Here is a 23,171-nt window from a genome sequence, read left to right as displayed (position 1 = left end):
CGTCCATGACGACTCCGGGCCTGATGATCGCCGCGCCCGCCTCGGGCACCGGCAAGACGACGGTGATGCTGGGCCTCCTGCGCGCGTTTCGCGATGCGGGGCTGAGGGTGCAGCCGTTCAAGAGCGGCCCCGACTATATCGACCCCGCCTTTCACCGGGCGGCGTGCGGGCGGGCGTCGTTCAACCTCGACGGCTGGGCGATGCCCGCCGCGCTGCTCGACACGCTCGGCCAGCGCGGCGCGGACGCCGAACTGGTGCTGGCCGAGGGCTCGATGGGGCTGTTCGATGGCGTTGCCAGGCCCGGCGCGACCGGCATGGGGAGCAGTGCGGAGACGGCCAGGCGCATGGGTTGGCCGGTGATCCTGGTCATCGACGTATCGGGCCAGGCCCAGTCGGCGGCGGCCACCGCGCTGGGCTTCGCGCGTTACGATCCCGAACTGCGCGTGGCGGGGGTGATCCTGAACCGCGTGGCGAGCCCGCGTCACGAGCGGCTGGCTAGACTGGGTTTCGAGGAGATCGGCCTGCCGGTGTTCGGGGCGCTGCCCCGGCGCGGCGATCTGGTCCTGCCGGAGCGGCATCTGGGGCTGGTACAGGCGGTCGAGCATCCCGAACTCGACCGGCTGATCGGCGACTATGCGGCGTTCCTGGCGGCGCATGTCGATCTGGAGGCGGTGCGCGCGGCGGCCTATGCCAAGCCCTTCGCCGCCGCATCCGGCACGCTCCCGCCACCGCCGGCGCAGCGTATCGCGCTGGCGCAGGATGCGGCCTTTTCCTTCGTCTATCCGCATATGCTGGAGGGCTGGCGCGCCGCAGGGGCGGAAATCCTGCCCTTCTCGCCGCTGGCCGACGAAGCCCCCGACGCGTCGGCCGATCTGGTCTGGCTGCCCGGCGGCTACCCGGAACTCCATGCCGGACGGCTTGCGGCGGCGGAGACGTTCCGAGCGGGGCTTGTCGCCCATGCCGCCACCAAGCCGATCCATGGCGAGTGCGGCGGTTACATGGCGCTGGGCGAAGCGCTGGTCGATGCCGAGGGGGTGAGCCACCGCATGGCGGGGCTGCTCGGCCTTGTGACCAGCTATGCCAGGCGCAGGATGCATCTCGGTTATCGCCGTGCGACCCTGCTGGGCGAAGTGGCGGGGATGCCCGAGGGTGCGGTGCTGGGCGGGCATGAGTTTCATTATTCGACCGTGCTCGAACAGCCCGATGCCGCCCTTGCCCATGTCGTGGATGCGCAGGGGGAAGCGGTGCCCGAGACCGGATCGCGGCGGGGGCAGGTCACTGGCACCTTCTTCCATCTGGTGGCGCGCTGGTGGTGAGCGGGTTCGTATCCCTTGTCGGTGCGGGGCCGGGCGACCCCGAGCTGTTGACGCTGAAGGCGGTGCGTTGTCTGTCCGAGGCGGACGTCGTGCTGTTCGACGACCTCGCCGCCGGGCCGATGCTGGGCCACGCCCGCGCCGATGCCGAGCTGGTCGCGGTCGGCAAGCGCGCCGGTCGTGCCTCGCCCAAGCAGGGCGAGATCGACCGCCTGCTGGTCGATCATGCCCTCAGCGGAAAACGGGTGGTGCGGCTGAAGTCGGGCGATCCCGGCATCTTCGGACGGCTGGAGGAGGAGATCCTGGCGCTGAAGGCTGCCGCAATCCCCTTCGAGATCGTGCCCGGCGTCAGCACGGCAAGCGCGGCGGCCGCCGCGGCGGGCTTGCCGTTGACCCGGCGCAACCAGGCACGGCGGGTGCAGTTCGTGACCGGCCATGACGTGACTGGCGCGCTGCCCGCCGATCGCAACATGGCGGCGCTGGCCGATGCGGGGGCGACGACGGTGGTGTTCATGCCGAAGCGCACCTTTCCCGCGCTGGTCGAGGCGCTGGTTGCGCACGGCCTGCCGCCCCGGACGCCCGCGTTGATGGCCGAACATGTCGGCTGTCCCGACCAGCGGCTGACCCGTTCGACCGTGGGCGCCCTGGCGGAGCAACTGGCAAAGGGCGTGTCGGACAAGGCGGCGCTGATCCTCTATGGTCCGTTGATGGAGGATCTGTGATCCATCTCGACCTGATCGGCATCGGCACCGGCAACCCCGACCACCTGACCCGCGCGGCCGAGGCATCGATGCGCGCCGCCGACCTGATCCTGTTGCCGCGCAAGGCGGACAAGGCCGAACTGATCGACCTGCGCCGCGACATCTGCGCGCAGGTGCTGGCGGGGGCAGCGACGCGGGTGATCGAATTCGACCTGCCGGTGCGGGCGGGCGAGGGGGATTACCTCGACAATGTCGAACGCTGGCATGACGCGATCGCGTCATGTTGGGCAGCGGAGATCACCGCGCATCTGCCCGAGGGTGGCCGGGTGGCATTGCTGGTCTGGGGTGATCCCTCGCTCTACGACAGCACGATCCGCATCGCTCGGCGGCTGATCGCGGTCGAGCGGGTGACGGTGGTGCCGGGGATCACCAGCCTGCAACTGCTGTGCGCGGCGCACGCCATCCCGTTCAACGCGGTGGGCGCGCCGGTGATGGTGACGACCGGGCGACGCCTGCGCGAGGGGGGCTGGCCCGAGGGGGCGGACAGCGTGGCGGTGATGCTGGACGGAGGATGTGCGTTCACCACGTTGGACCAGTCGGATGCGGCGATCTGGTGGGGGGCGTATCTGGGCATGGCGCAGCAGGCGGTCGAGGCCGGACGGCTGGCGGATGTGGCGGAGCGGATCGTCGCGCGCAGGGCCGAACTGCGGCGGGCGCATGGGTGGATCATGGATGTGTATCTGCTGCGGCGCGGCGGCGATCTGGCGGGGGAGGGCATCGCCCCGGGCCGGGCCTCCACCCCAAGCCCCACCCCCCTGTCGGGAGAAGGGGTTTGATGCGTTTCCCCTCGCCACAGGCTTGGCCCCTCTCGCAGGGGCGTTGTGGGTCGGTCACGCCGGGGGCATCTTTCACTCGGAACCAGGGTAGGGAAGGGCTTGGCCGCAAGTTGCGTCGCCCGCGGCTTCGCCCCCACCCCAAACCCCTCCCCCCTGCCGGGAGGAGGGGCTTAAGGCATATCGCTCTACTCCAGGCATCTCCCCTCCCGCAGGCGGGAGGGGCTGGGGGAGGGCAGGGCCGCGAGCTATGCCGCCCGTGGCTGTATCCCCTTGATATGGGGCTAGAACTCGATCCCCCTTTGCGCCTTAACGCCCTGTTCGCGGAAGGGGTGTTTCACCTGCGTCATGTCCGTCACCAAGTCGGCCGCCGCGATCAGCGCGTCGGGCGCGTTGCGGCCCGTAATCACGACATGCGTCATCGCCCCCTTGGTGGCCAGCACCTCCAGCACTTCGTCGACCGGCAGATAATCGTAACGCAAGACGATGTTCAGCTCGTCCGCGACGATCAGGTCATAGGACGGATCGGCGATCATCCGCTTTACCTCGTCCCACGCCGTGCGCGCGGTGGCGATGTCGCGGCTGCGGTCCTGGGTGTTCCAGGTGAAGCCCTCGCCCATCGCGTGGAAATCGACCTCGGGGAAGCGCGCCAGCACGGCGGCCTCGCCGGTGGTCATCGCGCCCTTCACGAACTGGACCATGCCGACGCGCATGCCGTGGCCGACTGCGCGGATCACCATGCCGAGCGCGGCGGTGGTCTTGCCCTTGCCCTTGCCGGTATGGACGATGATCAGGCCCTTTTCGGCGTCGCGCGCGGCGACCTTGCTGTCCTGCGCGGCCTTTTTCTTCGCCATGCGCTCGGCATGTTCGGCATCGGTTCGCATCATTTCTCTCCTGAAAGGCGAAGGGGCAGCCCCGCCACCACCAGATCGGTCGCGTCGCACATCCGCGCCAGCCGCTGGTTGAGCGTGCCCTGTGCATCGCGGAATCGCCGGGCCAGCGCATTGTCGGGCACGATGCCGAAACCGACCTCGTTGCTGACCAGTACCACCGGGCCCGGCGCGTCGGCCAGCGCGGCGACCAGCGCTTCGCCCGCCGCCGCCATGTCCGCTTCGCTGAGCAGCAGGTTGGTCAGCCACAGCGTCAGGCAATCGACCAGCAGCACCCGGTCGGCGCGGCTGTGCGCGGCAATAGCCTCGGCCAGCGCCAGCGGCGCCTCCACCGTCGTCCAGCGTTCGTCGCGATCGGCCTGGTGCCGCGCGATGCGGTCGCGCATCTCGTCGTCCCAGGCCTGGGCGGTGGCGATGAAGCAGCCGGTGGGCGTCATCGCCTCGGCCAGCGCCTGCGCGTGGCGGCTCTTGCCCGACCGCGCGCCGCCGAGGACCAATATGGTTCGGGGCTTCGTCATGCCCAACCGCATCGCGGGAGTGGCACGATGACGCAAGCGGAAATGGGCGCGCTGACCCATCATGGCGGCCGGATCGACGCGGCCAGGGCGTTGTTCTCCCAGGTGATGGAGCCATGGCTGGACCTGTCGACGGGGATCAATCCGGTGCCATGGACGGCGCCCGAGGGACTTGCGGTCGACGCCGCCCCCTTGCCGGATCGCAGCGCACTCGCCCGGCTGGAGGCCCTGGCGGCGGCGCATTTCGGCGTGCCTGTCGAGCGGGTGGCGGCGGTGCCGGGCAGCGAGATGGCGCTTCGGCTGCTGCCGCTGCTCGGCATGGCGCAGCCGATCGTCGCGGTGCAGCCCACTTACGGGACGCACGGCACCATTGCCGCCGCCCATGTCGATCACGCCGCCTTGGACGATTGGACGGGGCGACCGGGCAGCCTGCTCCTCGCCAATCCCAACAATCCTGACGGCGTTTATCGTTCGCCAGAGCACCTCGCCCGGCTGGCGGCGGCGCAGGCGCGGGCGGGCGGCTGGCTGATCCTGGACGAAGCCTTTGCCGACGCGATGCCCGAACCCGGTTTCGACGGCGACGAGCGGGTGGTGGTGTTGCGCTCGTTCGGCAAGTTCTTCGGATTGGCGGGGGTGCGGTTGGGCTTCGTGATCGCCGCGCCCGATGTCCTCGTGCGGCTACGCGATTTGCTGGGCGACTGGCCGGTATCGGCCCATGCCATCGCCTGGGGCAGCGCGGCCTATGCCGATCGCACCTGGATCGAGGCGACCCGGACCGCGCTGGTCGAGCGGGCGCGTGTGATGGACGCGGTGCTGGCGCGCCACGGCCTGATGGCGCGGGGGGCGTGTCCGCTGTTCCGCATGGTCGAGACGCCCGACGCCGCCGTGATCTTTCACCGACTGGCGGCGGCGGGCATTCTGGTCCGCCCCTTTGCCGATGCCCCGAACCGGCTGCGCTTCGGCGTGCCCGCCGCGACGGCGGATCTTGAACGACTGGACGAGGCATTGCGACATGGCTGATCCCGTGGCCCTGATGGCGCTGGCGCTCGACGCCGCGATCGGCTGGCCCGACCGGCTCTATACGCGCATCGGCCATCCGGTGGGTGGCTTTGCGCGCTTCCTGAACTTCGCCGAGCGGCTCGGCAACGGGTCGGAGCGATCCGAAGGCGTGCGGCGGGGGCTGGGCGTGCTGACCATGGTGCTGCTGATCGCGCTGACCGGGGGGATCGCCTGGGGGCTGGATCATGCCGTCCATGTGTGGCTCGGCCGCTGGGGCTGGATCGCGAGCGCCGTGCTGGCCTGGCCCGCGCTGGCGCAGCGCAGCCTGTACGTACACGTGCGGCCGGTGGCGGATGCTCTGATGCGCGGCGATCTTGCCGCCGCGCGCAGCCTCGTCGCACGGGTCGTGGGGCGCGATACCGAGCGACTGGACCAGGCAGGCGTCTCGCGCGCCGCAATCGAGACGCTGGCGGAGAGCTTTTGCGACGGCATCGTCGCGCCCTTGTTCTGGCTGTTGCTGCTCGGGCTGCCGGGGGTGTGGGTGTACAAGGCGATCAATACCGCCGACAGCATGATCGGGCACAGGGAACCGCGCTGGCGGGCGTTCGGCTGGGCGGCGGCGCGGATCGATGACGGGGCGAACTGGATCCCGGCGCGGATCGCCGGTGTGCTGGTATGCGTCGCGGGGGCGGGCGGCTGGGCGGTGATGCGGCGCGACGCGCGCGCCCATGCCTCGCCCAATGCGGGCTGGCCGGAAGCGGCGATGGCGGGCGCGCTGGGCGTCGCGCTGGCCGGGCCGGTCGCATATGACGGCGCAACCCAGATCAAGCCGTGGATCGGGCGCGGGGGACGGGCGGCGGCTCCGGCGGACATCGTCACGGCGTTGCAGATCTATGCACGCGCCTGCCTGCTGCTCTGGGTGATCGCTGGAGCAGTCGCATGGCTGGTCTGATGATCCAGGGCACCGGTTCGGACGTCGGCAAGTCGGTGCTGGTCGCGGGGCTGTGCCGTCTTTTCGCCAATCGCGGTCTGACCGTCCGCCCGTTCAAGCCGCAAAATATGAGCAACAATGCCGCCGCGACCCCGGACGGCGGTGAGATCGGGCGGGCGCAGGCGACCCAGGCGATGGCGGCGCGTGTCGCCCCGCATGTCGACATGAACCCGGTGCTGCTGAAGCCGCAGGGCGACCGCACCTCGCAACTGATCGTGCGCGGGCAGGTGCGGGGCATGCTGCCCGCCTCGCGGTGGCGCGAGGGGCGGATCGGCCTGCTGCCCGAGGTGGTCGAATGCTATCGCCGTCTGGAGGCGCAGTGCGATCTGGTGATCGTGGAGGGTGCAGGCTCGCCCGCCGAGGTCAATCTGCGTCCGGGCGACATTGCCAATATGGGGTTCGCGCGCGCGGCGAACGTGCCGGTGGTGCTGGCGGGGGATATCGACCGGGGCGGGGTGATCGCCTCGCTGGTCGGGACCAAGGCGGTGATTGACCCGGCGGATGCCGCGATGATCCGCGGGTTCCTGGTCAACAAGTTTCGCGGTGACCCCGCGCTGTTCGCCGACGGCATGGCGGTGATTGCCGAGCATACCGGCTGGCGATCGCTGGGGCTGATCCCCTGGCTCGGCGATGCCGCGCGACTGCCCAGCGAGGATGCGGTGGCGCTGGAGCGGCCGATGGCGGGCGCGGGTGGACGGCTGGTCATCGCCTGTCCGATCACGCCGCGCATCGCCAATTTCGACGATCTCGATCCGCTCCGCCTGGAGCGGCAGGTCGATCTGGTCATGGTCCGCCCCGGCCAGCCCATTCCCGACGCCGCGATGATCGTGCTGGCGGGGTCGAAGGCGACCATCGCCGACCTGGCCTTTGTCCGCGCGCAGGGCTGGGACATCGATATCGCCGCGCATGTCCGGCGCGGACGGCCGGTGCTGGGCCTGTGCGGGGGGTATCAGATGCTGGGGCGCATGGTCGCCGACCCGGACGGGGTCGAGGGCCCGGCGGGCAGCGTCGCAGGGCTGGGGCTTCTGGATGTCGAGACGGTGCTGACCGGCGCGAAGACGGTGCGGCCGGTCACCGGCGCGGCGCTGGGCGCGGCGTTCTCCGGCTATGAGATCCATCTGGGGCAGACCAGCGGCCCCGATACCACACGCCCCGTGGGGCATCTGGCCGATGGCCGGGCGGAGGGGGCGATCAGCGCCGATGGCCTGGTTGCGGGCAGCTACATCCATGGCCTGCTTGGGCAAGCGGGGCAGCGTGCGGCATGGCTGGCGCGGATCGGTGTGGCGGGGCACGGGCCGGACCACCGTGCCGATGTCGATGCTGCGCTCGACGCCATCGCCGCCGTGCTGGAGGCGCATGTCGATGGCGACGCGCTGCTGCGGATCGCTCAGGGCAGGGCGTAGAGCGCGGCGGCGAGCAACAGGGCGGTCTCGGTCAGTTCTATGCCCGCGCCATGCACGTCGCCGGTGACGCCGCCCAGCTTGTGCCGGAACCAGAGCGACAGCGCCACGATGACAAGCGGCGCGACGGCCAGCGGCGGATAGAGCAGCCCCGATGCGAAGGCGGCGATGATCCAGCCGATCATGTCGACCGGCCGCACCGCGCTCGCGACCATCGCGCCAAGCCCACCGGGGCGCAACGGCGGCAGCATCCGCGCCCAGACCAGCGGCCCGATGCGCGCCGCCGCCGGGATCAGTGCGAGGACCGGCCATGTGGCCGCGGGCAAGGCGTGGAGCAGCACCAGCTTGGCCAGCAACTGCAACGCCAGTGCGGTGACCCCGAAGCTGCCGATATGCGGATCGGCCATGACCGCCAGCAACCGCGAGCGATCGCCATGCGCCGCACCCAGCCCGTCGGACAGGTCGGCCAGTCCATCGAGATGAAGCGCCCCCGTCGCCCAGACCCAGGCCACCAGCGCCGCCAGCGCCCCCGTCCACGGATCGACCCGTGCACCCAGCCAGCCCGCGCCAGCGACGATCGCCCCGATGACCAGCCCCGCGACCGGATAGAGCCGGATGGCGCGGGCGAAATCGGCCTTGTCGGCCTCGACCCGCGGCATCGGCAGGCGGGTCAGGAAACCGAGCGCGACGATGAGCGTCCTCATGCCGTCACCAGCCCGCTGACCTGCGCCGAGCGAGGCTCGCCGTCCCACACCTCCAGCGTGACCAGGCTGGCATAGGGCAGGGCGAAGGCCCAGACCGCGCGGGCGTCGAAGCCGCACAGGATGTGCAGTGCCGCACGCATCGCCCCGCCATGGGTGACGACCAGAGTCGGCTCGGGCGGCAGGTCGGCGATCGCGGCCCCGACCCGCGCGACCAGATCGGACCAGCGCTCTCCGCCCGGCGGCGGGGCCGCATCGGGGTCGTCCCAGAACCGGGCGAGCGCGCCTGCGTCGATCTGAGATGCGGCCATGCCGTCCCATGCGCCGAAATCCAGTTCCCGCCAGCGCGGATCGACCTCGGCCGGGCCGATCGCCTCGGCACAGGCGCGCGCGCGGGATAGGTCGGAGGACAGGCGGCGCGTCACGGCCAGTCCCGTCCCGCGTACTCTGCAATCGGCGATGCCCTTGGCCGTCGCCGGGCTATCGGTCCGGCCCAGCATCCGCCCCGCCAGGATGGGTTCGCCGTGGCGGAGCAGATGCAGGCGGAACGTGGTCACGCGCCCGATACGCCCGCTTCGGCAAAGGTCGCCATGCCGTCATGCGCGGCCAGTGCCGATCGAATGACCGCGACCGCGACCGCCGCGCCGCTCGCCTCGCCCAGCCGCATGTTCAGCGACAATATGGGCTCCAGCCCCAGCCGGGCGAGCAGCAGCGTGTGACCCGGCTCGGCCGAGCAATGCCCCGCCAGGCAATGGGCGGTGATGTCGGGATTGGCGGTGGCCAGCGGTGCTACGGCGGCGGTGCCGATGAAGCCGTCGAGCACGACCGGAATCCGCTTCAACCGCGCGGCCAGCACCGCGCCCGCCATCGCCGCGATCTCGCGTCCGCCCAGGCGGCGCAGGATTTCGAACGGGCTGGTGAGATGGGGCCGATGACGTTCCAGGCCGTCGGTCACCACTTGCGCCTTGCGCGACAGGCCGTCGGCATCGACGCCGGTGCCCGGACCGACCCAAAGGGCAGGCGTGCCGCCGAAGCTGGCGGCGGCCAGCGCGGCGGCGGGGGTCGTGTTGCCGATCCCCATCTCGCCCAGCACGAGCAGGTCGGCATCGCCCACCGCCTCGGCCCCGGCGGACAGCGCGGCCAGGCATTCCGCCTCGCTCATCGCGGGCGCGGTGGTGAAGTCGGCGGTCGGCCGGTCGAGGTCGAGCGGCACGACGGACAGCGCCAGCCCGGCGGCGGCGGCCAGCGCGTTGATCGCCGCGCCCCCGGCGGCGAAATTGGCGACCATCTGCGCGGTCACCGCCGCCGGAAAGGCGCTGACCCCGCGTGCGACGACGCCGTGATTGCCCGCGAAGATCACCGCGCGGCCGTTGGTGATCCGGGGCCGCTCGACACCCTGCCACCCGGCCAGGAAGATCGCGATATCCTCAAGTCGGCCGAGCGAGCGGGGTGGCTTGGTCAACTGGCCCTGCCGTGCGGTCGCCGCTTCGCGGGCCGCCATGTCGGGCTGGCTCAGGCTGTCCAGGGCGGCCTCGAACGCGGCGACGGTCGGGAACGGGCTCATTCGACGACAAATCCCTCTGGCGGCGTGCGGGTGATGAAATGACCCTTCACCCCCTGTGGCCACTGCTTGTACGGCACCTGGCCCCAGTCACTGTCGGCATAGGCGCGGGCATAGTCCAGGATAGCGCGTGCGGAATCGTCGTCGGGGGCGAACTTGCCCATCACGTACCCGACCTTGCCGGGGCAGCGCACATGCACGGTGCAGAAGGACTGGCACGCGAACAGGCAGGGCATTTCCTCGACCGCCACATCGGCATAAGCGGGGTCGGCGGCCTGGACGCGCCGCAGCGCATCGACCAGCAGCGCGCCGCCGCGCCGCCCGTCCTCATTCTCGCGCGCATCGTCGGACAGGCGGCAGGTGTTGCAGGCGATAACGGCGGGGCCGTTCGCGGCGGGTTTCAGCATGGGTCGGTCTCGGTCACGGCTATATCTCCACAGGCGCTGTCGTCGCGCGCGGGGATAGCCCCGTTTCGCCCGGCACACCCTGACCGACCGAAGGACGACCGCGACGGGCAGGTCTCCTGGCTCGCGGGTCGGGGCCGGTCCGCCGCCTTCTCGGAGCGATGCTCCAATGGCGTGATGGCGGATGGCTCGCCGCTTACAGTTGCAGGGGCAGCCGGGGTTTCGCACCCCATTCCCTTTTGATCCCCAAGGGGAACCTGTCGCGCGCCGAGCGATAGGCGTGGGCGGGGAGGATGTCACTCCTCCCCGCGCAACGCCTTCAGGAAAAAGGCGTATTGCCGCCGCATCGCGTACGCCACCGGTCCGGTGCTGCGCCCGGCGGTATGCTCGCCGCCGGGGATGACGAGGAGGTCGAAATCCTTGTCCGCCTTGATCAGCGCATCGACGACCTGGGTCGTGCTGGCCGGGTCGACATTGGAATCCTGTTCGCCGACGACCAGCATCAGCTTGCCCTGCAACTGCCCGGCATGGACCACGCCCGAGGCGTCCAGATAGCTCCGGTCGACCGGATAGCCCAGCCACTGTTCGTTCCAGTCGATCTTGTCCATCCGGTTGTCGAAACACCCGGCATAGGCGACCCCGGCCTTGTAGAATTCGGGGTGGAACAGCAGCGCGTTCAGCGTGCTCTGCCCACCCGCCGAGCCGCCGTAGATGCCGACGCGGCTGATATCGACCGCAGGGTCCTTGGCGGCCAGCGCCTTCATCCAGGCGATGCGGTCGGGAAAGCCGCTATCGGCCAGGTTCTTCCAGGCGACGTCGTGGAAGGCCTTGGACCGGTTGGCGGTGCCCATGCCGTCGATCATCACGACGATGAAGCCCAGATCGGCGAGCTGCTGCATCCCCATGACCTTGTCGCCGCCGGAGAAGGCGCCGAACGGCCAGAAGGTCTTGGGCACGAAACTGTCGTGCGGCCCGGCATAGATATTCTCGATGACCGGATAGCGCCTGGCCGGGTCATAGTCGCGGGGACGGACGACCAGACCGTAAATGTCGGTCTTGCCGTCGCGACCCTTGGCGGTGAAGCGCTCGGGCGGACGGAAACCGGCGGCGGTCAGCGCGGTGATGTCGCCCTTTTCCAGCGTCTGGATCAGCCGTCCGTCGCGCGCGTCGTGCCACTCCATTGTCTCGGGGCTATCGGTGCGCGAATAGACATCGACATAAGTGGACATGTCGGGGGAGAAGCGCACCTCGTGCGTCGCATTCTCCTTGGTGAGGCGGGTCAGGTTGCGGCCGTCGAAATCGACCCGGAACCAGTGTTTGTAATAGGGGTCTTCGCCCGGCACGAAGCCGCTGGCCGAGAACCATATCTGGCGCTTGTCGTCATCGACCTTCGCGATATCGCGAACCAGCCAGTTGCCCCGGGTGATCTGGCGCACGACCCGGCCGGTCGTCCCGTCGATCAGGTAGAGATGCCGCCAGCCGTCACGCTCCGACGCCCAGAGGATTTCGCGGCCCAGCCCTTTCACGTCATGCGACCAGATCCGGTCGCGGAAGACAAAGGTCCTGGCGGTTTCGGTGACGGCGGCGCGCGCCCGGCCGGTGTCGACGTCGACGGCGATGATCTTCGTCTCACCGAAGCCGCGCTTCAGGTCGGCAAAGGCGAAGCTCTTGCTGTCGGCGCGCCATTCCGGCGCGGACAGGGTATAGGCATTGGCGAACAGACCGGGGTCGATCTCGGTCCGCTGGCCGTCCGCGACGCGGAACAGGACGGGGGCTTCCTGGTCCACCGCGTCGCCGGGCTTGGGATAGAGTTGCTGGATCACCTCGGGCTGGACCTTGCCCGGCGGCGCGGCGAGGATGCGGGTGACCATGCGGGCATAGCCGGGGCGGACGCGCTGGAGCGCGATATGTCGGCCGTCGGGGCTCCAGGCCAGGCTCTCGGGGTCGTAGAAATTGGCGGGGCTGCCGTCCTGGCTGCGCCATAGTTCCTTGCCGCCCTTCGCCTCGCGCACGACCAGATTGTCGTCGAGGACCAGCGCCTCCAGCCTGCCGTCCGGCGACAGGCGCGGATGGTTGTCGGCGGGCACGCGCAGGTCGCGCACCACGCCGAAGCCGCGCGGGCGGCCGGGGTTTTCGGGCGGAACGACCGAACAGACCGGCTGGACCAGGGTGCAGCGATAGACGGTGTCGTCATAGCCGATCGAGAAGCGGATCGCCGAACGATCGGGCGTATAGCTGAAATGCTCGAAGGGCAGGCGCAAGGGGGCGATGGCCTGGCCCATCGCCTTGCCCAGAGCGGGCGCCAATGCGGCGGCGTCGAAGGCGGCGGCCTTGGCGCGGGTGGCGGCGTCGACATCGACGAAGGCGAAGCCGCCCGCCACCGTCTTGCGATAATGGAAATGCCGCCCGTCCGCGTCCCACTCGGCGGGCGACGCGATGTCGCGGGTTAGCCATTGCCACTGCTCACGAAGGGCCAGGGATTTTCCGATCCGGTCGGGCACGGTTTGTGCCGCGACCGGGGCGGCGGTCAGCAACAGGGCGAGGGTCAGCAGGGATTTCAACGCGCCGCTCCGATGGTGAAGCTGTAGGTCAGCGGCTTCAGCGCGATGCGATAGGGCATGTGCGCGCGGCCATCGAGGTTCCAGCCGGTGTCGCCGCCGACCCCGGCCTGCGCGGCGTCGATCAGCAGCGTGCCGTCGCCATGGGGGGTGATGTCCGAACTGTGCGCCTGCGCAGGCGGCTTCATGGCAAGGTCGCCATAGGGGAAGGGCAGGGCGTTGACCGAGAGCGCCTGCGCGCCGGTCACGCGCAGGCCCGCGCCGGTGCCGGTCAGCTGGACCCAGCGGACATCGGTCTTGTTGCCGCTTTCCTGCGGCCGGGCATAGTCGTGATACTGATCGGCCAGCCTGCCGTCCCAGCGCGCGATCATTGCGCCGGTCTTGCGGTCGGCATAGCTTTCCCAGGGCCCGCGCCCGAACCAGCTGACCTTGCCGAATTGCTGCCCCGGCGTTGCGAAGGCCAGGCCCACGCGCAACGGATCGGGCAGGGTCGCGCGGATCGGCGTGAAGCGCACGGTCGCGGTCGCGCTGCCGTCCAGGGCCATGGTCCAGCGGGTCTGCATCTTGACCGAGCCGACGCCCATGTCGTGATCGACGACGATGGCGTTCCCGTCGCGACTGATCGCGTCGAGGCGGCGATGCTCGGAGAAATATTGCCACATCGCATGGCTCTTGGGCACCCCTGCGCCCACGTCATTGTCGGTGGGCGCGCGGTAGAAATTGGGGGCACCGCCGGTCAGCAGCGTCTTGCCGTCGCGGGCATAGCGGCGGACGAGGCCGGTCGCCCGGTCGATCTCCAGCACCGCATCGCCTGCCTTCAGGGTCATCGCATCGGCGCTTTCCTCCGGCGCGACCGATCCGGCGGGGACGGCGGCGAAGACAGGGGCGGAGAGCGCGAACTGTTCCCAGCCGATGACATGGCCCGCAGGCAAGGGCGGGATGGCTCCCGCCCTGGTCCGGGCGCGCAGGATCAGCGAGCGTTCGGCGGTGGCGTCCTTCGCGGCGGGCAGGGTGAAGGACAGCGGTGCACTGGCTCCGGGCGCGACCGAAGGCGTGGCGATGCTGCCGCGCGCCGTCTCGACGCCGTTCTCCAATACCGCCCAGTCCAACGTGAAGCGCGACAGGTCGATATGGTCGTGGCGGTTGACCACCTGCCAGCCGCCGCCGTCATGGGTGAAGTGGATCGGCGACTGGACATGCGCCATCTCGTAATATTCGGGGTCGGGGGTGCGGTCCGACTGGATCACGCCGTCGCCGACCGGGCTGTCGTCGCCGTGCAGCCCGGCATCCTTGGGATCGGGATCATAGTCCAGCCCCTGGCCCCAATAGGGGCGGCCCGCCTTGTCCTTCAGGATCATCGTCTGGTCGACCCAGTCCCAGACGAAGCCGCCCTGAAGCTTGGGATATTTGCGGAAGACATCCCAATAACCCTGAAAGTCGCCCAGGCTGTTGCCCATCGCATGGGCATATTCACACAGGATCAGCGGTTGGGTGAATTCGGGTCGGGTGGCGTAATCGGCCAGCTTCTCGACATCGTCATACATCGGCGCGAAGATGTCGACATAGGCGTTGGTCGGATGCCGCCAGCCGCTCATGCTATAGCCGAGGAAGTTGATCAGCCGCGTCTTGTCATGCTGGCGGACCCACTTCGCCGCCGCCTCGAAATTGGGGCCGACGCCGCTTTCATTGCCCAGCGACCAGAAGATGATCGAGGGGTGGTTGCGGTCGCGCTCGACCATCCGCTGCACCCGGTCGAGATGCGCCGCCGCCCATTCGGGCTTGTGCCCCAGGTTCAGCGTCGGATCGCCCTTTTCCTGGGTCAGACTCAAGTAACCGTGGCTCTCGATATTGGCCTCGTCCATCACGTAGAGGCCATATTCGTCAGCCAGGTCGTACCAGCGCGGGTCGTTGGGATAGTGCGAGGTGCGGACCGCGTTGATGTTCGCGGCCTTCATCAGCTCGATATCCTTCCGCATCGTCTCCTCGGACACGATGCGGAAGGTGTGCGGGTCATGCTCGTGCCGGTTGACGCCGCGGATCATGATCCGCTTCCCGTTCACCCGCACCTCGCCGCCCGCCACCTCGACCGTGCGGAAGCCGATGCGGCGGCTGGTCGCCTCAATCAGCTTGCCCCTGGCGTCGAGCAGTTCGACCAGCAGCGTGTAGAGGTTCGGGTCTTCGGCGCTCCACGGCTTCACGCCTGGAATCTCGGCGGTGATCGTCGCGCCGGTGCCGGACGGCGTGGCGGTGCGGGTCAGCACGGTGCGCTTGCCGTCGAGCAGGGTCGCGCGGACGCTGGTCCCTTCCGCCGCGCCTGCCAGATCGACCTGGGCCGACAGCGCGCCGTCGCGATAGTCATGGGTCAGCCCGGCATCGATGCCCAGGTCGCGGATATGGGTCTGCGGCGCGGCATAGAGGGTGATCGAGCGCTCGATCCCGTTGACCCGCCAGAAGTCCTGATCCTCCAGATAGCTGCCGTCCGAATGGCGATACAGCTCGATCGCGATCGTGTTCCTGCCCGGCCTGGCGGCGCGGCTGATGTCGAATTCGGTGGGGAGCTTGGAGTCCTCCGAATAACCGATCTTCTGCCCATTGACCCACAGATAATAGGCGGCCCCCGCTGCGCCGATGTTTAACAGCAGGCGGCGTCCGGCGAACTGCGCAGGCACCGTGAAGTCGCGCCGATAGGAGGCGACCTCGTTCAGCCGGTGTTCGATGAACGGTTCGTTGCGCGGAAAGGGATAGCCGCTGCCGACAAAGACCGGGCGGCTCAAACCCTGTGCCTGGAGGATGCCGGGCACCTGCACCTCGCGCCAGCCCGACACGTCGCGGGCCGGATCCTCGAAGCCGACCGGCCGCGCCTCCGGATTGGGGGACATATGGACCTTCCACAGGCCGTCCAGCGACAGGTGATAGCGCGACTTGGCCACATCGCCGGACAGGGCGGCGGCGCGGGTCTCGAACCCGGCAAAGCTCGTATGCATCGGCTCTGCGCCGATATGGTTGACCGACGGGTTCTCCCAGTCGGGGCGGGGGGCAGGCCCTGGGGCGGTCTGTGCAAAGGCGTTGCCCGCGATCAGCGCAGACAGTCCTGCGCACAACAACAGCCGGGGGCTCGCCATATCACTCATCCTCTTTTCACGACGCGAGGAGCCTAGATTATACGGAATACAGTTTAAAGAGGGATCATGCCAAAGGTTGAAAACAATGATATAAAGTTACATATGAGGCGCGGGGGCGATTGGTAAGGCACGATGATATGATCCATGGCAGCAAGGGCGCGCACAGGCGGGCCCGCCCCGACGATGGCGAACTGTCCTCCGGCTGGCACCTCGACGGGCTGGCGATTTCCGCATCCGCCCTGTGCCTGCTGCATTGCCTGGCGTTGCCCGTCGCGATCGCCTTCCTGCCTGCGCTATCAACCTGGCTGAACGTCGGCGAGCTGTTTCATGTCCTGATGCTGGCTATCGCCATCCCGCTGAGCGGCCTGACCCTGATCCTCGGCTGGCGGCGGCACGGGTCGGTGGCGCCCGTGGTGATCGGCACCGTCGGGCTGGCGCTGCTGGTCGCCGGTCTGGGATTTGAGGGGCGGACGTCAGGCACCGTGCTGACCGTGGCGGGGGGCCTGGTCCTGGCGCTGGCGCATGTCCGCAACCTGCGCGCGGCCAATATGGCACGCCTCGCCGCGCTGTAACCATCGCTTTTTCCCGCCCCCGCCCTTGACCGCAGGCCGACCTTTCGCGCACTCGCGAAGGCCAGAACATCCCATCAAACGGGCGCGGAGACAGGAATGGCCGGGGCGGAAGATCGTATCGTTGCAGGCGTCGAGCTGGGCGGAACGAAATCGATTGTATTGATCGGCCGCGGCCGCGACATCCTGGTGTCCGAACGCCTGCCCACGACGACCCCCGCCGTGACCCTGGCGGCGCTGCGCCAGCGGTTGGCCGAATGGCACGAGCAATATCAGCCCGAGGCGCTGGGCATCGGCAGCTTCGGCCCGATCGCGCTCGACAAGACCGATGCCGATTACGGCCATATGCTCGCCACCCCCAAGCCCGGCTGGGCAGGGGCCGATGTGCTCGGCGCGCTGGGCGAGGGGTTCGGCGATCGCGTGGTGATCCACACCGACGTGACCGGCGCCGCGATGGCCGAGGGGCAATGGGGCGCGGCGCGTGGCCTGTCCGACCATGTCTATGTCACGGTCGGCACCGGCGTCGGCATGGGCATCATCGTCAATGGCCAGCCGGTGTCGGGGCGGATGCACCCGGAGGCGGGGCATATCCGCGTCCGCCGCATGGCGGGTGACGATTTCGTCGGAGCGTGCCCGTTCCATGGCGACTGCCTGGAAGGACTGGTGGCCGGGCCCGGCATCGCCGCACGCGTCGGGCGTCCGGCACAGGAGCTGGCGGCGGACGATCCCGCCTGGACCTTCGTCGCCGATGCGCTGGCCGAGAGCTTTTCCGGGCTCTTCCTGACGCTGGCCTGCGGTCGCATCGTGATCGGCGGCGGCGTCGGCGTCGGCCAGCCGCAGTTGCTCGACATGGTGCGCGCCGCGACGGTTGAGAAGCTGTCGGGCTATCTGCCCTTCGTCAATGCCGCCGAGGTGGCGAACCGGATCGTCCATGCGCAACTGGGCGACCAGGCCGGGCCGCTGGGCACGCTGGCCCTGGCGCGGACCGCGCTGGACTGACTTGAAATCCTCCCCGGAACGGGGAGGGGGACCGCCGCGAAGCGGTGGTGGAGGGGGCGTGCGGCGAAGGTCGTCCTATAAGGAAGCCCCCCTCCGTCAGCGCCGTCACGCTGGTACCTCCCCGTGCCGGGAGGATGTAAAAATCCCTGTCCTACAGTGAACCGATATGGTTCCTCTGCCTCTCGCAACCGGGGGAGAGCGACATGGGGCAGGGGGACGAGACGAACGTCGAGGCATTGATCGCGCAGGTGATCGCGCGGGAGGGGGATTATAGCGATCATCCCGCCGATCGCGGCGGCGCGACGCGCTTCGGCATCACCGAGGCGGTGGCGCGCGCGGATGGTTACACCGGGCCGATGCGTCGCCTGCCGCTGGCGTGGGCCGAGGCGATCTACCATCGCCTCTATTGGACCGCGCCGGGCTTCGACCGCGTGGCGATCCGCGCACCGCGACTGGCGGAGGAGCTGTTCGACACCGGCGTCAACATGGGGCCGGGCGTCGCCGCGGGGTTCCTGCAACGCGCGCTCAATGCGCTCAACCGCCAGGCCCGCGACTATCCCGATCTGGCGACGGACGGGCGGATCGGGCCGATGACGCTGGCCGCGCTCGACGCGTTCCTGCGCCACCGGGGCGCGGCGGGCGAGGTCGTGTTGCGGAAGGCGGTCGAGGCGATGCAGGGCGAGCGCTATCTGCAACTGGCCGAACGCCGCCCCGCCAACGAGGCCTTCCTCTATGGCTGGCTGGCGGATCGGCTGTCATGAGCGTCGAGACCGATCGGTGGACCCGGCGGGCCCGGCCGAGTTTCCTGTACGTCATGTACGTGCTGCTGCTCGGCAGTCTGCCGATGGCGGTGCTGGCGGGGGTGCGGCCCGCGATGGCGGCGGCGATGACGCGCGGGCTGGGGGCGTATCTGAACGCGATCCCCGAGCCGCTCTATGCGCTCTTCGCCACCGGCTATCTGGGCTATACCGCCGCGCGCGAATGGGGAAAGCGCCGTCAGTAGAAGCGCGCCAGCGTCAGCACCCGGTCCTGCCCGTCACAGGTGCGCAAGGTGACGCGGGTGCCGGGCGTCCCGATCGTCCAGCGGGCGATCGGACTGTCGACATAATCGCGGGGAATCGGCTGTCCGTCGATCGCGCAGATGGTGTCGCCCTCGCGCCAGCCGCTCGCCTCGGCCGGGCCGCCGCGCATGACGTGGAGCACGCGCAACCGGTCGCTGGCGACGCCCAGCAACAGCCCGGCGGTCGAACGCTGGGCGGGCGTGTCCGCGCCGGGGCCGGGCTTCAGGATCATCCGCCCCGCGCCAGGGTCGAGCAGTACGCGGTAGCGTTGCAGGAAACCCGATCCGATCCGCCCGGCCGCGCCGACCGACTCGCTGAACCCCTGTGCTGGTTCGATCCGCACCTCGACACCCTGCGCGGTCAGCGTGCCCAGCCGCACGGTGGGCACGATCGCCAGGTCGTTGACGGTGGGGCCCGCCAGTCCGAAGCCGATCGCGGTCGTCGTCGGCAGCGTCAGCTTGGCCGCACGCCATCCGCCCTGCGTCACGGTCAGCGCCGATCCGTCGCCGGTGTCGACGATCACCGGCGACAGCCGCGTCGCGCCCAGCCCGACCACGCTTTCATACACCCGCCGCTCGGTCGACACGGTCAGCGGCGCGGTCGCCCCGGTAAAGGGCATCCGGCCCGAGGGGAGCAGGCGGAACCGCTTGTTCGCATAATCGATGTCGAGCGCGTGCGGCGCCAGCAGGTCGCGCCCGACGAGCAGGTCGACGGCGGTCGCATCCCCCGTCGCCAGCGCGGGCAACGGGGCCACGACCACGCCGCCGCCCTTGCGGGTCAGTCCGCCCAGGCTGAGCGTGCGCGTCGGCATCCACCCGATCGCGACCGCGCCGCCGATCGCACTGGCCTGCCCGCCGGGACGGATATTCGCCTTGGCCGCCAGCGGAGAGGCTTGCGACAACAGGGTGAAGCTGACCCCGGTGTCGAGGATCGCGGTGACGCTCCGGTCGTCGATCGTCATGGCGAAGCGGATCTGGTTGCCCGGTGTCAGCTGAAACGGAATCCAGCGTCCTTCGGCATCGGGTGCCAGCGTCGAGACGCCGGGATCGCGCGCGGCGGCCGCGACGACATCCTCGGTGCCCTTGTCCTGACGCGCCGCGCCGCCTTGCGCGGCGGACACGGTTTCAGAATCTCGCATCGCATGAGGGAGCGCGATCGCCGCGACCAGGAACAGGGGAAGGGGCAGCAGGTAAAGGGGACGTGGCATCACGCCCCAACGCCTAGCCGAAGGGGAAGCTGCGTGCGAGTCGGTGTCGACGGCTTCGACGACCACCATAGGGAGGGGGCGACGCCGAAAAGGACCGATGCCCTACAGACACGCCTCCAGCAGCGCCTTGTCGAACCCGAACTGCTTGGCCTTGTCGAGCGTATAGGGGCGCAGGCCCGCCGAGCGATACTCGCCGATGATCTTGCCGTCGGTGCCCTCGTCCAGATATTCGAAGCTGAACAGCTCTTGGGTGACGATCACCGGTCCTTCCATGCCGATCACCTCGGTGATGTTGGTCACACGGCGGCTGCCGTCGCGCAGGCGCTTGACCTGGATGACCAGATCGACCGAGTCGGCGATCTGGCGGCTGATCGCTTCCTTGGGCACCTTGATGTCCGACATCATCACCATATTCTCCATGCGGGCGAGCGCCTCGCGCGGGGAGTTGGAGTGGAGCGTGCACATCGAGCCGTCATGGCCGGTGTTCATCGCCGCCAGCATGTCGAAACACTCGGCCCCACGAATTTCGCCCAGGATGATCCGGTCGGGCCGCATACGCAGCGCGTTCTTGACCAGGTCGCGGATGCTGATCTCGCCCTGGCCCTCCAGATTGGCGGGGCGGGTTTCCAGGGGCAGCCAATGCGGCTGTTGCAGGCGAAGCTCGGCCGCGTCCTCGATCGTCAGGACGCGCTCGCCCGGGTCGATCATCTTGGACAGCGCGTTCAGCATCGTCGTCTTGCCCGAACCGGTGCCGCCGGAGATGACGATGTTGAACCGGCAGGCACCCGCGATCTTGAGCAGCGTCGCCATGTCTTGGCTCATCGACCCGCCGGTCGCCATCATGTCGAGGGTGATCGGCTTGGCCGAGAATTTGCGGATCGAGATCGCGGTGCCGCGCAGGGAAAGCGGCGGCACGATGACGTTGACGCGGCTGCCGTCCTTCAGCCGGGCATCGGCCAGCGGCGTGGTCTGGTCGACGCGGCGGCCGACCGAATTGACGATACGCTGGGCGACCTGGAACAGGTGCTCCTCGTCGCGGAAACGGATGCCGGCCAGCTCCAGCCGGCCCTTGCGCTCGACATAGGTCTGCTCGGGGCCGTTGACCATGATGTCGGTGATGTCGGCATCGGCCAGCAGTTCCTCGAGCGGACCCAGGCCCAGCAGCTCGTCGACCAGCACCTTTTCCAGCGCGAACTGCTCGCGCCGGTTGAGCGTCAGCTTCAGTTCGGCCAGCACCTCGCCGATGATCGGGCGGAATTCCTCGGCCAGCTCGTCCTTGCCCAGCGTGGCGGCGGCTTCCGGGTCGACGCGTTCGAGCAGGCGGGGGAGGACCTGTTCCTTGATCCGGTGGATCGACGCCTCGAAACCCTCGCCGCGCGCCGGGGTGGGGTCGACCGGTGCGGCCTGGCGCTCGGCCAGCCGCTGCATCGCGTCAGCAGCGGTGGCGGGCGCGACCGTTGCGACGGCCTCTGCCAGGGCGCTGAGCGGCGGGAATTGCTGTCCACCGGGGGCGGGCGCTTCCGCCTCGACCCGGGGGGCGGGGCCCGGTCCGTGCATCGGACGCGCAACGCCGAAGGCGGGGCGTCCCCCGGGCCCGCTACCCAAACCCAGACGGCGACCGAACGCGCTCATGCCGATTTTTCCCAAGACATCGGCCATGTTCGTAATTGGCAAGATTTACCATATGCCTAACCGATCGCGGTTGCGGGGGAAGGAGCGGCCGGGATATGGCCCCGTCCCATGCTGAGCCGGTTTGCCCTTGTCCCGCTGTTGTCGGCCATGCTGATCGCTATCGGCCTGTTGCCCGTCTCGGCGGGGGCCGACGATATCGCCGCGACCGCGCGCGGCGTGGTGCGGGTGGTGACCATCGCGATGGTCGATGACGAGGTCGCGGGCTTCGGCCACGGATCGGGCTTTGCCGTCGCGCCCAACCGCATCGTCACCAACGCGCATGTCGTCGAACTGGCCGAGCGCTATCCCGACAATGTGGTGATCGGCGTCGTGCCTTCGGAGGGCAGCAAATCCTATCAGGGCCGCGTCATCGCCTATGATTCGCGGCGCGACCTGGCGCTGATCGAGGTGAGCGAGGCGAAGCTGCCCCCCGCCGCGCTGTTCACCGGCCCGGTGACCGAGGGGGATCAGGTCATCGCGCTGGGCTATCCCGGCAATGTCGACCTGGCCACGGCGCAGTCGGCGGCGGACTATATCCGGCCGCTGTCGCCGGTCCGGTCGCAGGGCGTGGCGTCGGGCCGCCGCGCGCTGACCGGGATCGAGGTGCTGCTCCACACCGCCAGCATCGCGCGGGGCAATTCGGGCGGGCCGCTGCTCGATCCGTGCGGCCGGGTGATCGGGGTGAACTCGGCACTGACCCGCGCCGATGACGGCGATTCGACCTTCGGCTTCGCGATCGCCGATACCGAGCTGATGGCGTTCCTGCGCGCGGCCAACCAGCCCTATGTCTCGGTCGGCGTGCCCTGCACCTCGATCGAGGAGCGGCTGCGCGAGGACAGCGCCGCCGATGCCCGCGCCGTGGTCGAAGCGGCGACCGCCAAGCGCGAGGCGGCCAGTGCCGCCGCGCTGCGCCGCGAAGAGGCGCTGAACGCCGCACGCGCGCAAGCCGAGCGGTCGCGCGAGAACATCATGGCGATCGCGGCCCTGCTGCTGGTCGCCGGGGCGCTGGTGATCGGCGGCGCGGGGCTGCTGGAGACACGCGGCCAGCGTCGCCAGGCGGTCGTCGCCGTCTCGGTCGGCGGGGTGGCGATCGTCGTGGCGATCATCGTCTTCCTGCTGCGTCCCTCTGCTGACGTGACCCTGCCGCGCGAGGCGATGGCGACGACGACCGGCCCGACGCCGCCGGGCACCGCGATCGGGCCGCTATTGTGCACCCTTCAACCCGACCGCAGCCGGATTACCGTTTCCTCGACCGCCGAGACGCGGCTCGACTGGGGCGCGAACGGCTGTGCCGATGGCAAGACCCAGTATCTGGAGGGCGAGGGCGGATGGCAGCGGATCATCGTGCCCGACGAGGAGCCGACGGTGACGGTCGCCCGCTTCGACCCCATGACCCGCACCTATACCCAGACGCGCTACATGCTGCCCTCGGCGACGATGGAGGCGATCCGCAAGCTGCAGCAGCCGACCACCCCGCGCGGATGCGTGAAGACCGACACGGCGCTGCAGAATCTGCAAGGCGTGCAGGCGCAGATCCGCCAGCAGCTGCCGCCCTTGCCCAACGAAAAGCTGGTCTATGGCTGCCGCGCGGGCCGCTGACGCCAAAAAGGGCTTGTCCCCAATCCCGTGATCCGGTGAGATGACCGTCCGATTAGGGGGCGGCTTGGGAGGGCCGG

At 69.4% G+C, this 23,171-nt stretch carries 21 protein-coding genes and 1 riboswitch; of the genes, 11 read left to right on the top strand and 10 right to left on the bottom strand.

Annotated elements, in window-relative coordinates:
- The first annotated feature begins 5 nt into the window (after positions 1 to 5).
- From SOM26_RS11070 to cobF, 3 genes are read left to right on the top strand one after another with little or no spacing between them, the layout of a single operon-like run.
- Positions 6 to 1,316: a cobyrinic acid a,c-diamide synthase CobB gene (locus SOM26_RS11070; RefSeq protein WP_320452796.1), complete on the top strand. Its 1,311-nt coding sequence runs from the start codon at positions 6 to 8 to the stop codon at positions 1,314 to 1,316.
- The gene (gene cobA / locus SOM26_RS11065; protein ID WP_320452756.1) at positions 1,313 to 2,035 is read left to right on the top strand and encodes a uroporphyrinogen-III C-methyltransferase; all 723 of its coding nucleotides are present in this window, start codon (positions 1,313 to 1,315) and stop codon (positions 2,033 to 2,035) included. The genes SOM26_RS11070 and cobA overlap by 4 nt, the downstream gene beginning before the upstream one ends.
- Positions 2,032 to 2,850 carry a precorrin-6A synthase (deacetylating) gene (gene cobF / locus SOM26_RS11060; RefSeq protein WP_320452755.1) on the top strand — a complete coding sequence of 273 codons (819 nt, stop codon included), beginning with the start codon at positions 2,032 to 2,034 and terminating at the stop codon, positions 2,848 to 2,850. The genes cobA and cobF overlap by 4 nt, the downstream gene beginning before the upstream one ends.
- A gap of 281 nt (positions 2,851 to 3,131) precedes the next feature.
- On the opposite strand, the gene cobO is transcribed toward cobF, so the two are convergent.
- Together cobO and cobU are read right to left on the bottom strand one after the other, a co-directional pair.
- Positions 3,132 to 3,731 carry a cob(I)yrinic acid a,c-diamide adenosyltransferase gene (cobO, locus tag SOM26_RS11055; RefSeq protein WP_414712051.1) on the bottom strand — a complete coding sequence of 200 codons (600 nt, stop codon included), beginning with the start codon at positions 3,729 to 3,731 and terminating at the stop codon, positions 3,132 to 3,134.
- On the bottom strand, positions 3,731 to 4,255 hold the full coding sequence (gene cobU / locus SOM26_RS11050; RefSeq protein WP_320452753.1) for a bifunctional adenosylcobinamide kinase/adenosylcobinamide-phosphate guanylyltransferase: 525 nt from the start codon (positions 4,253 to 4,255) through the stop codon (positions 3,731 to 3,733). Before cobU ends, cobO begins: the two co-directional genes overlap by 1 nt.
- Before the next feature lie 27 nt (positions 4,256 to 4,282).
- Here cobU and SOM26_RS11045 point away from each other — a divergent pair, with 27 nt between their 5' ends.
- From SOM26_RS11045 to SOM26_RS11035, 3 genes are read left to right on the top strand one after another with little or no spacing between them, the layout of a single operon-like run.
- A complete protein-coding gene (locus SOM26_RS11045) occupies positions 4,283 to 5,272 on the top strand; it encodes an aminotransferase class I/II-fold pyridoxal phosphate-dependent enzyme (RefSeq protein ID WP_320452752.1) in 990 nt (329 codons plus the stop codon).
- Positions 5,265 to 6,203 (top strand): adenosylcobinamide-phosphate synthase CbiB, encoded by a 939-nt coding sequence (gene cbiB, locus SOM26_RS11040; protein WP_320452751.1) that lies wholly within the window; start codon positions 5,265 to 5,267, stop codon positions 6,201 to 6,203. Before SOM26_RS11045 ends, cbiB begins: the two co-directional genes overlap by 8 nt.
- A complete protein-coding gene (locus tag SOM26_RS11035) occupies positions 6,191 to 7,645 on the top strand; it encodes a cobyric acid synthase (protein WP_320452750.1) in 1,455 nt (484 codons plus the stop codon). Before cbiB ends, SOM26_RS11035 begins: the two co-directional genes overlap by 13 nt.
- Here SOM26_RS11035 and cobS read toward each other — a convergent pair.
- From cobS to SOM26_RS11005, 6 genes are all read right to left on the bottom strand, one after another.
- A complete protein-coding gene (gene cobS, locus SOM26_RS11030; RefSeq protein WP_320452749.1) occupies positions 7,630 to 8,346 on the bottom strand; it encodes an adenosylcobinamide-GDP ribazoletransferase in 717 nt (238 codons plus the stop codon). The two genes, SOM26_RS11035 and cobS, sit on opposite strands and share 16 nt — an antisense overlap.
- A complete protein-coding gene (locus SOM26_RS11025; protein ID WP_320452748.1) occupies positions 8,343 to 8,900 on the bottom strand; it encodes a histidine phosphatase family protein in 558 nt (185 codons plus the stop codon). Before SOM26_RS11025 ends, cobS begins: the two co-directional genes overlap by 4 nt.
- Positions 8,897 to 9,907 carry a nicotinate-nucleotide--dimethylbenzimidazole phosphoribosyltransferase gene (cobT, locus tag SOM26_RS11020; RefSeq protein ID WP_320452747.1) on the bottom strand — a complete coding sequence of 337 codons (1,011 nt, stop codon included), beginning with the start codon at positions 9,905 to 9,907 and terminating at the stop codon, positions 8,897 to 8,899. Before cobT ends, SOM26_RS11025 begins: the two co-directional genes overlap by 4 nt.
- Positions 9,904 to 10,311 carry a DUF1636 domain-containing protein gene (locus SOM26_RS11015; RefSeq protein ID WP_320452746.1) on the bottom strand — a complete coding sequence of 136 codons (408 nt, stop codon included), beginning with the start codon at positions 10,309 to 10,311 and terminating at the stop codon, positions 9,904 to 9,906. The genes cobT and SOM26_RS11015 overlap by 4 nt, the downstream gene beginning before the upstream one ends.
- 89 nt (positions 10,312 to 10,400) lie before the next feature.
- A riboswitch (cobalamin riboswitch) is annotated at positions 10,401 to 10,584 on the bottom strand.
- A 20-nt stretch (positions 10,585 to 10,604) separates the two neighbouring features.
- Positions 10,605 to 12,869, bottom strand: a complete 2,265-nt coding sequence (locus SOM26_RS11010) for a S9 family peptidase (protein ID WP_320452745.1) — start codon at positions 12,867 to 12,869, stop codon at positions 10,605 to 10,607.
- Positions 12,866 to 15,988 carry a glycoside hydrolase family 2 TIM barrel-domain containing protein gene (locus SOM26_RS11005; protein WP_320452744.1) on the bottom strand — a complete coding sequence of 1,041 codons (3,123 nt, stop codon included), beginning with the start codon at positions 15,986 to 15,988 and terminating at the stop codon, positions 12,866 to 12,868. Before SOM26_RS11005 ends, SOM26_RS11010 begins: the two co-directional genes overlap by 4 nt.
- 137 nt (positions 15,989 to 16,125) lie before the next feature.
- On the opposite strand from SOM26_RS11005, the gene SOM26_RS11000 reads away from it, so the two are divergent.
- From SOM26_RS11000 to SOM26_RS10985, 4 genes are all read left to right on the top strand, one after another.
- Positions 16,126 to 16,560 carry a MerC domain-containing protein gene (locus tag SOM26_RS11000; protein WP_320452743.1) on the top strand — a complete coding sequence of 145 codons (435 nt, stop codon included), beginning with the start codon at positions 16,126 to 16,128 and terminating at the stop codon, positions 16,558 to 16,560.
- 96 nt (positions 16,561 to 16,656) lie between these two features.
- Entirely contained in the window at positions 16,657 to 17,556 is a 900-nt protein-coding gene (locus SOM26_RS10995; protein ID WP_320452742.1) for an ROK family protein, read from the top strand.
- A 203-nt stretch (positions 17,557 to 17,759) separates the two neighbouring features.
- Positions 17,760 to 18,317: a glycoside hydrolase family 108 protein gene (locus SOM26_RS10990; protein WP_320452741.1), complete on the top strand. Its 558-nt coding sequence runs from the start codon at positions 17,760 to 17,762 to the stop codon at positions 18,315 to 18,317.
- Positions 18,314 to 18,559, top strand: a complete 246-nt coding sequence (locus tag SOM26_RS10985; RefSeq protein ID WP_320452740.1) for a 3TM-type holin — start codon at positions 18,314 to 18,316, stop codon at positions 18,557 to 18,559. The genes SOM26_RS10990 and SOM26_RS10985 overlap by 4 nt, the downstream gene beginning before the upstream one ends.
- Here the strand turns inward: SOM26_RS10985 and SOM26_RS10980 are convergent.
- Together SOM26_RS10980 and SOM26_RS10975 are read right to left on the bottom strand one after the other, a co-directional pair.
- Positions 18,553 to 19,824 (bottom strand): aspartyl protease family protein, encoded by a 1,272-nt coding sequence (locus SOM26_RS10980; protein ID WP_320452795.1) that lies wholly within the window; start codon positions 19,822 to 19,824, stop codon positions 18,553 to 18,555. The two genes, SOM26_RS10985 and SOM26_RS10980, sit on opposite strands and share 7 nt — an antisense overlap.
- Before the next feature lie 102 nt (positions 19,825 to 19,926).
- Entirely contained in the window at positions 19,927 to 21,456 is a 1,530-nt protein-coding gene (locus tag SOM26_RS10975) for a TadA family conjugal transfer-associated ATPase (RefSeq protein ID WP_320452794.1), read from the bottom strand.
- 147 nt (positions 21,457 to 21,603) lie between these two features.
- Between SOM26_RS10975 and SOM26_RS10970 the strand changes: the two genes are divergently transcribed.
- A complete protein-coding gene (locus tag SOM26_RS10970) occupies positions 21,604 to 23,094 on the top strand; it encodes a S1C family serine protease (protein ID WP_320452739.1) in 1,491 nt (496 codons plus the stop codon).
- The last annotated feature ends 77 nt before the right edge of the window (positions 23,095 to 23,171 follow it).

Origin of the sequence: Sphingomonas sp. CFBP8993, from assembly GCF_034044895.1 — a bacterium.
Classification (GTDB): Bacteria; Pseudomonadota; Alphaproteobacteria; order Sphingomonadales; family Sphingomonadaceae; genus Sphingomonas.
Note: the sequence above shows the minus strand (reverse complement) of the source record. Positions and strands in the feature narration are given on the sequence as shown.

Excerpts from the sequence above, each read along its gene's own strand:
- SOM26_RS11035 (WP_320452750.1), top strand. The coding sequence starts at position 6,191 with ATGGCTGGTCTGATGATCCAGGGCACCGGTTCGGACGTCGGCAAGTCG.
- SOM26_RS10980 (WP_320452795.1), bottom strand. The coding sequence starts at position 19,824 with ATGCCACGTCCCCTTTACCTGCTGCCCCTTCCCCTGTTCCTGGTCGCG.
- SOM26_RS10970 (WP_320452739.1), top strand. The coding sequence starts at position 21,604 with ATGCTGATCGCTATCGGCCTGTTGCCCGTCTCGGCGGGGGCCGACGAT.
- cobO (WP_414712051.1), bottom strand. The coding sequence starts at position 3,731 with ATGCGAACCGATGCCGAACATGCCGAGCGCATGGCGAAGAAAAAGGCC.
- SOM26_RS10990 (WP_320452741.1), top strand. The coding sequence starts at position 17,760 with ATGGGGCAGGGGGACGAGACGAACGTCGAGGCATTGATCGCGCAGGTG.
- SOM26_RS10995 (WP_320452742.1), top strand. The coding sequence starts at position 16,657 with ATGGCCGGGGCGGAAGATCGTATCGTTGCAGGCGTCGAGCTGGGCGGA.
- cobS (WP_320452749.1), bottom strand. The coding sequence starts at position 8,346 with ATGAGGACGCTCATCGTCGCGCTCGGTTTCCTGACCCGCCTGCCGATG.
- cbiB (WP_320452751.1), top strand. The coding sequence starts at position 5,265 with ATGGCTGATCCCGTGGCCCTGATGGCGCTGGCGCTCGACGCCGCGATC.
- SOM26_RS11070 (WP_320452796.1), top strand. The coding sequence starts at position 6 with ATGACGACTCCGGGCCTGATGATCGCCGCGCCCGCCTCGGGCACCGGC.
- SOM26_RS10985 (WP_320452740.1), top strand. The coding sequence starts at position 18,314 with ATGAGCGTCGAGACCGATCGGTGGACCCGGCGGGCCCGGCCGAGTTTC.
- SOM26_RS11015 (WP_320452746.1), bottom strand. The coding sequence starts at position 10,311 with ATGCTGAAACCCGCCGCGAACGGCCCCGCCGTTATCGCCTGCAACACC.
- SOM26_RS11045 (WP_320452752.1), top strand. The coding sequence starts at position 4,283 with ATGACGCAAGCGGAAATGGGCGCGCTGACCCATCATGGCGGCCGGATC.
- cobT (WP_320452747.1), bottom strand. The coding sequence starts at position 9,907 with ATGAGCCCGTTCCCGACCGTCGCCGCGTTCGAGGCCGCCCTGGACAGC.
- SOM26_RS11000 (WP_320452743.1), top strand. The coding sequence starts at position 16,126 with ATGATCCATGGCAGCAAGGGCGCGCACAGGCGGGCCCGCCCCGACGAT.
- SOM26_RS11005 (WP_320452744.1), bottom strand. The coding sequence starts at position 15,988 with ATGGCGAGCCCCCGGCTGTTGTTGTGCGCAGGACTGTCTGCGCTGATC.
- cobU (WP_320452753.1), bottom strand. The coding sequence starts at position 4,255 with ATGACGAAGCCCCGAACCATATTGGTCCTCGGCGGCGCGCGGTCGGGC.
- SOM26_RS10975 (WP_320452794.1), bottom strand. The coding sequence starts at position 21,456 with ATGAGCGCGTTCGGTCGCCGTCTGGGTTTGGGTAGCGGGCCCGGGGGA.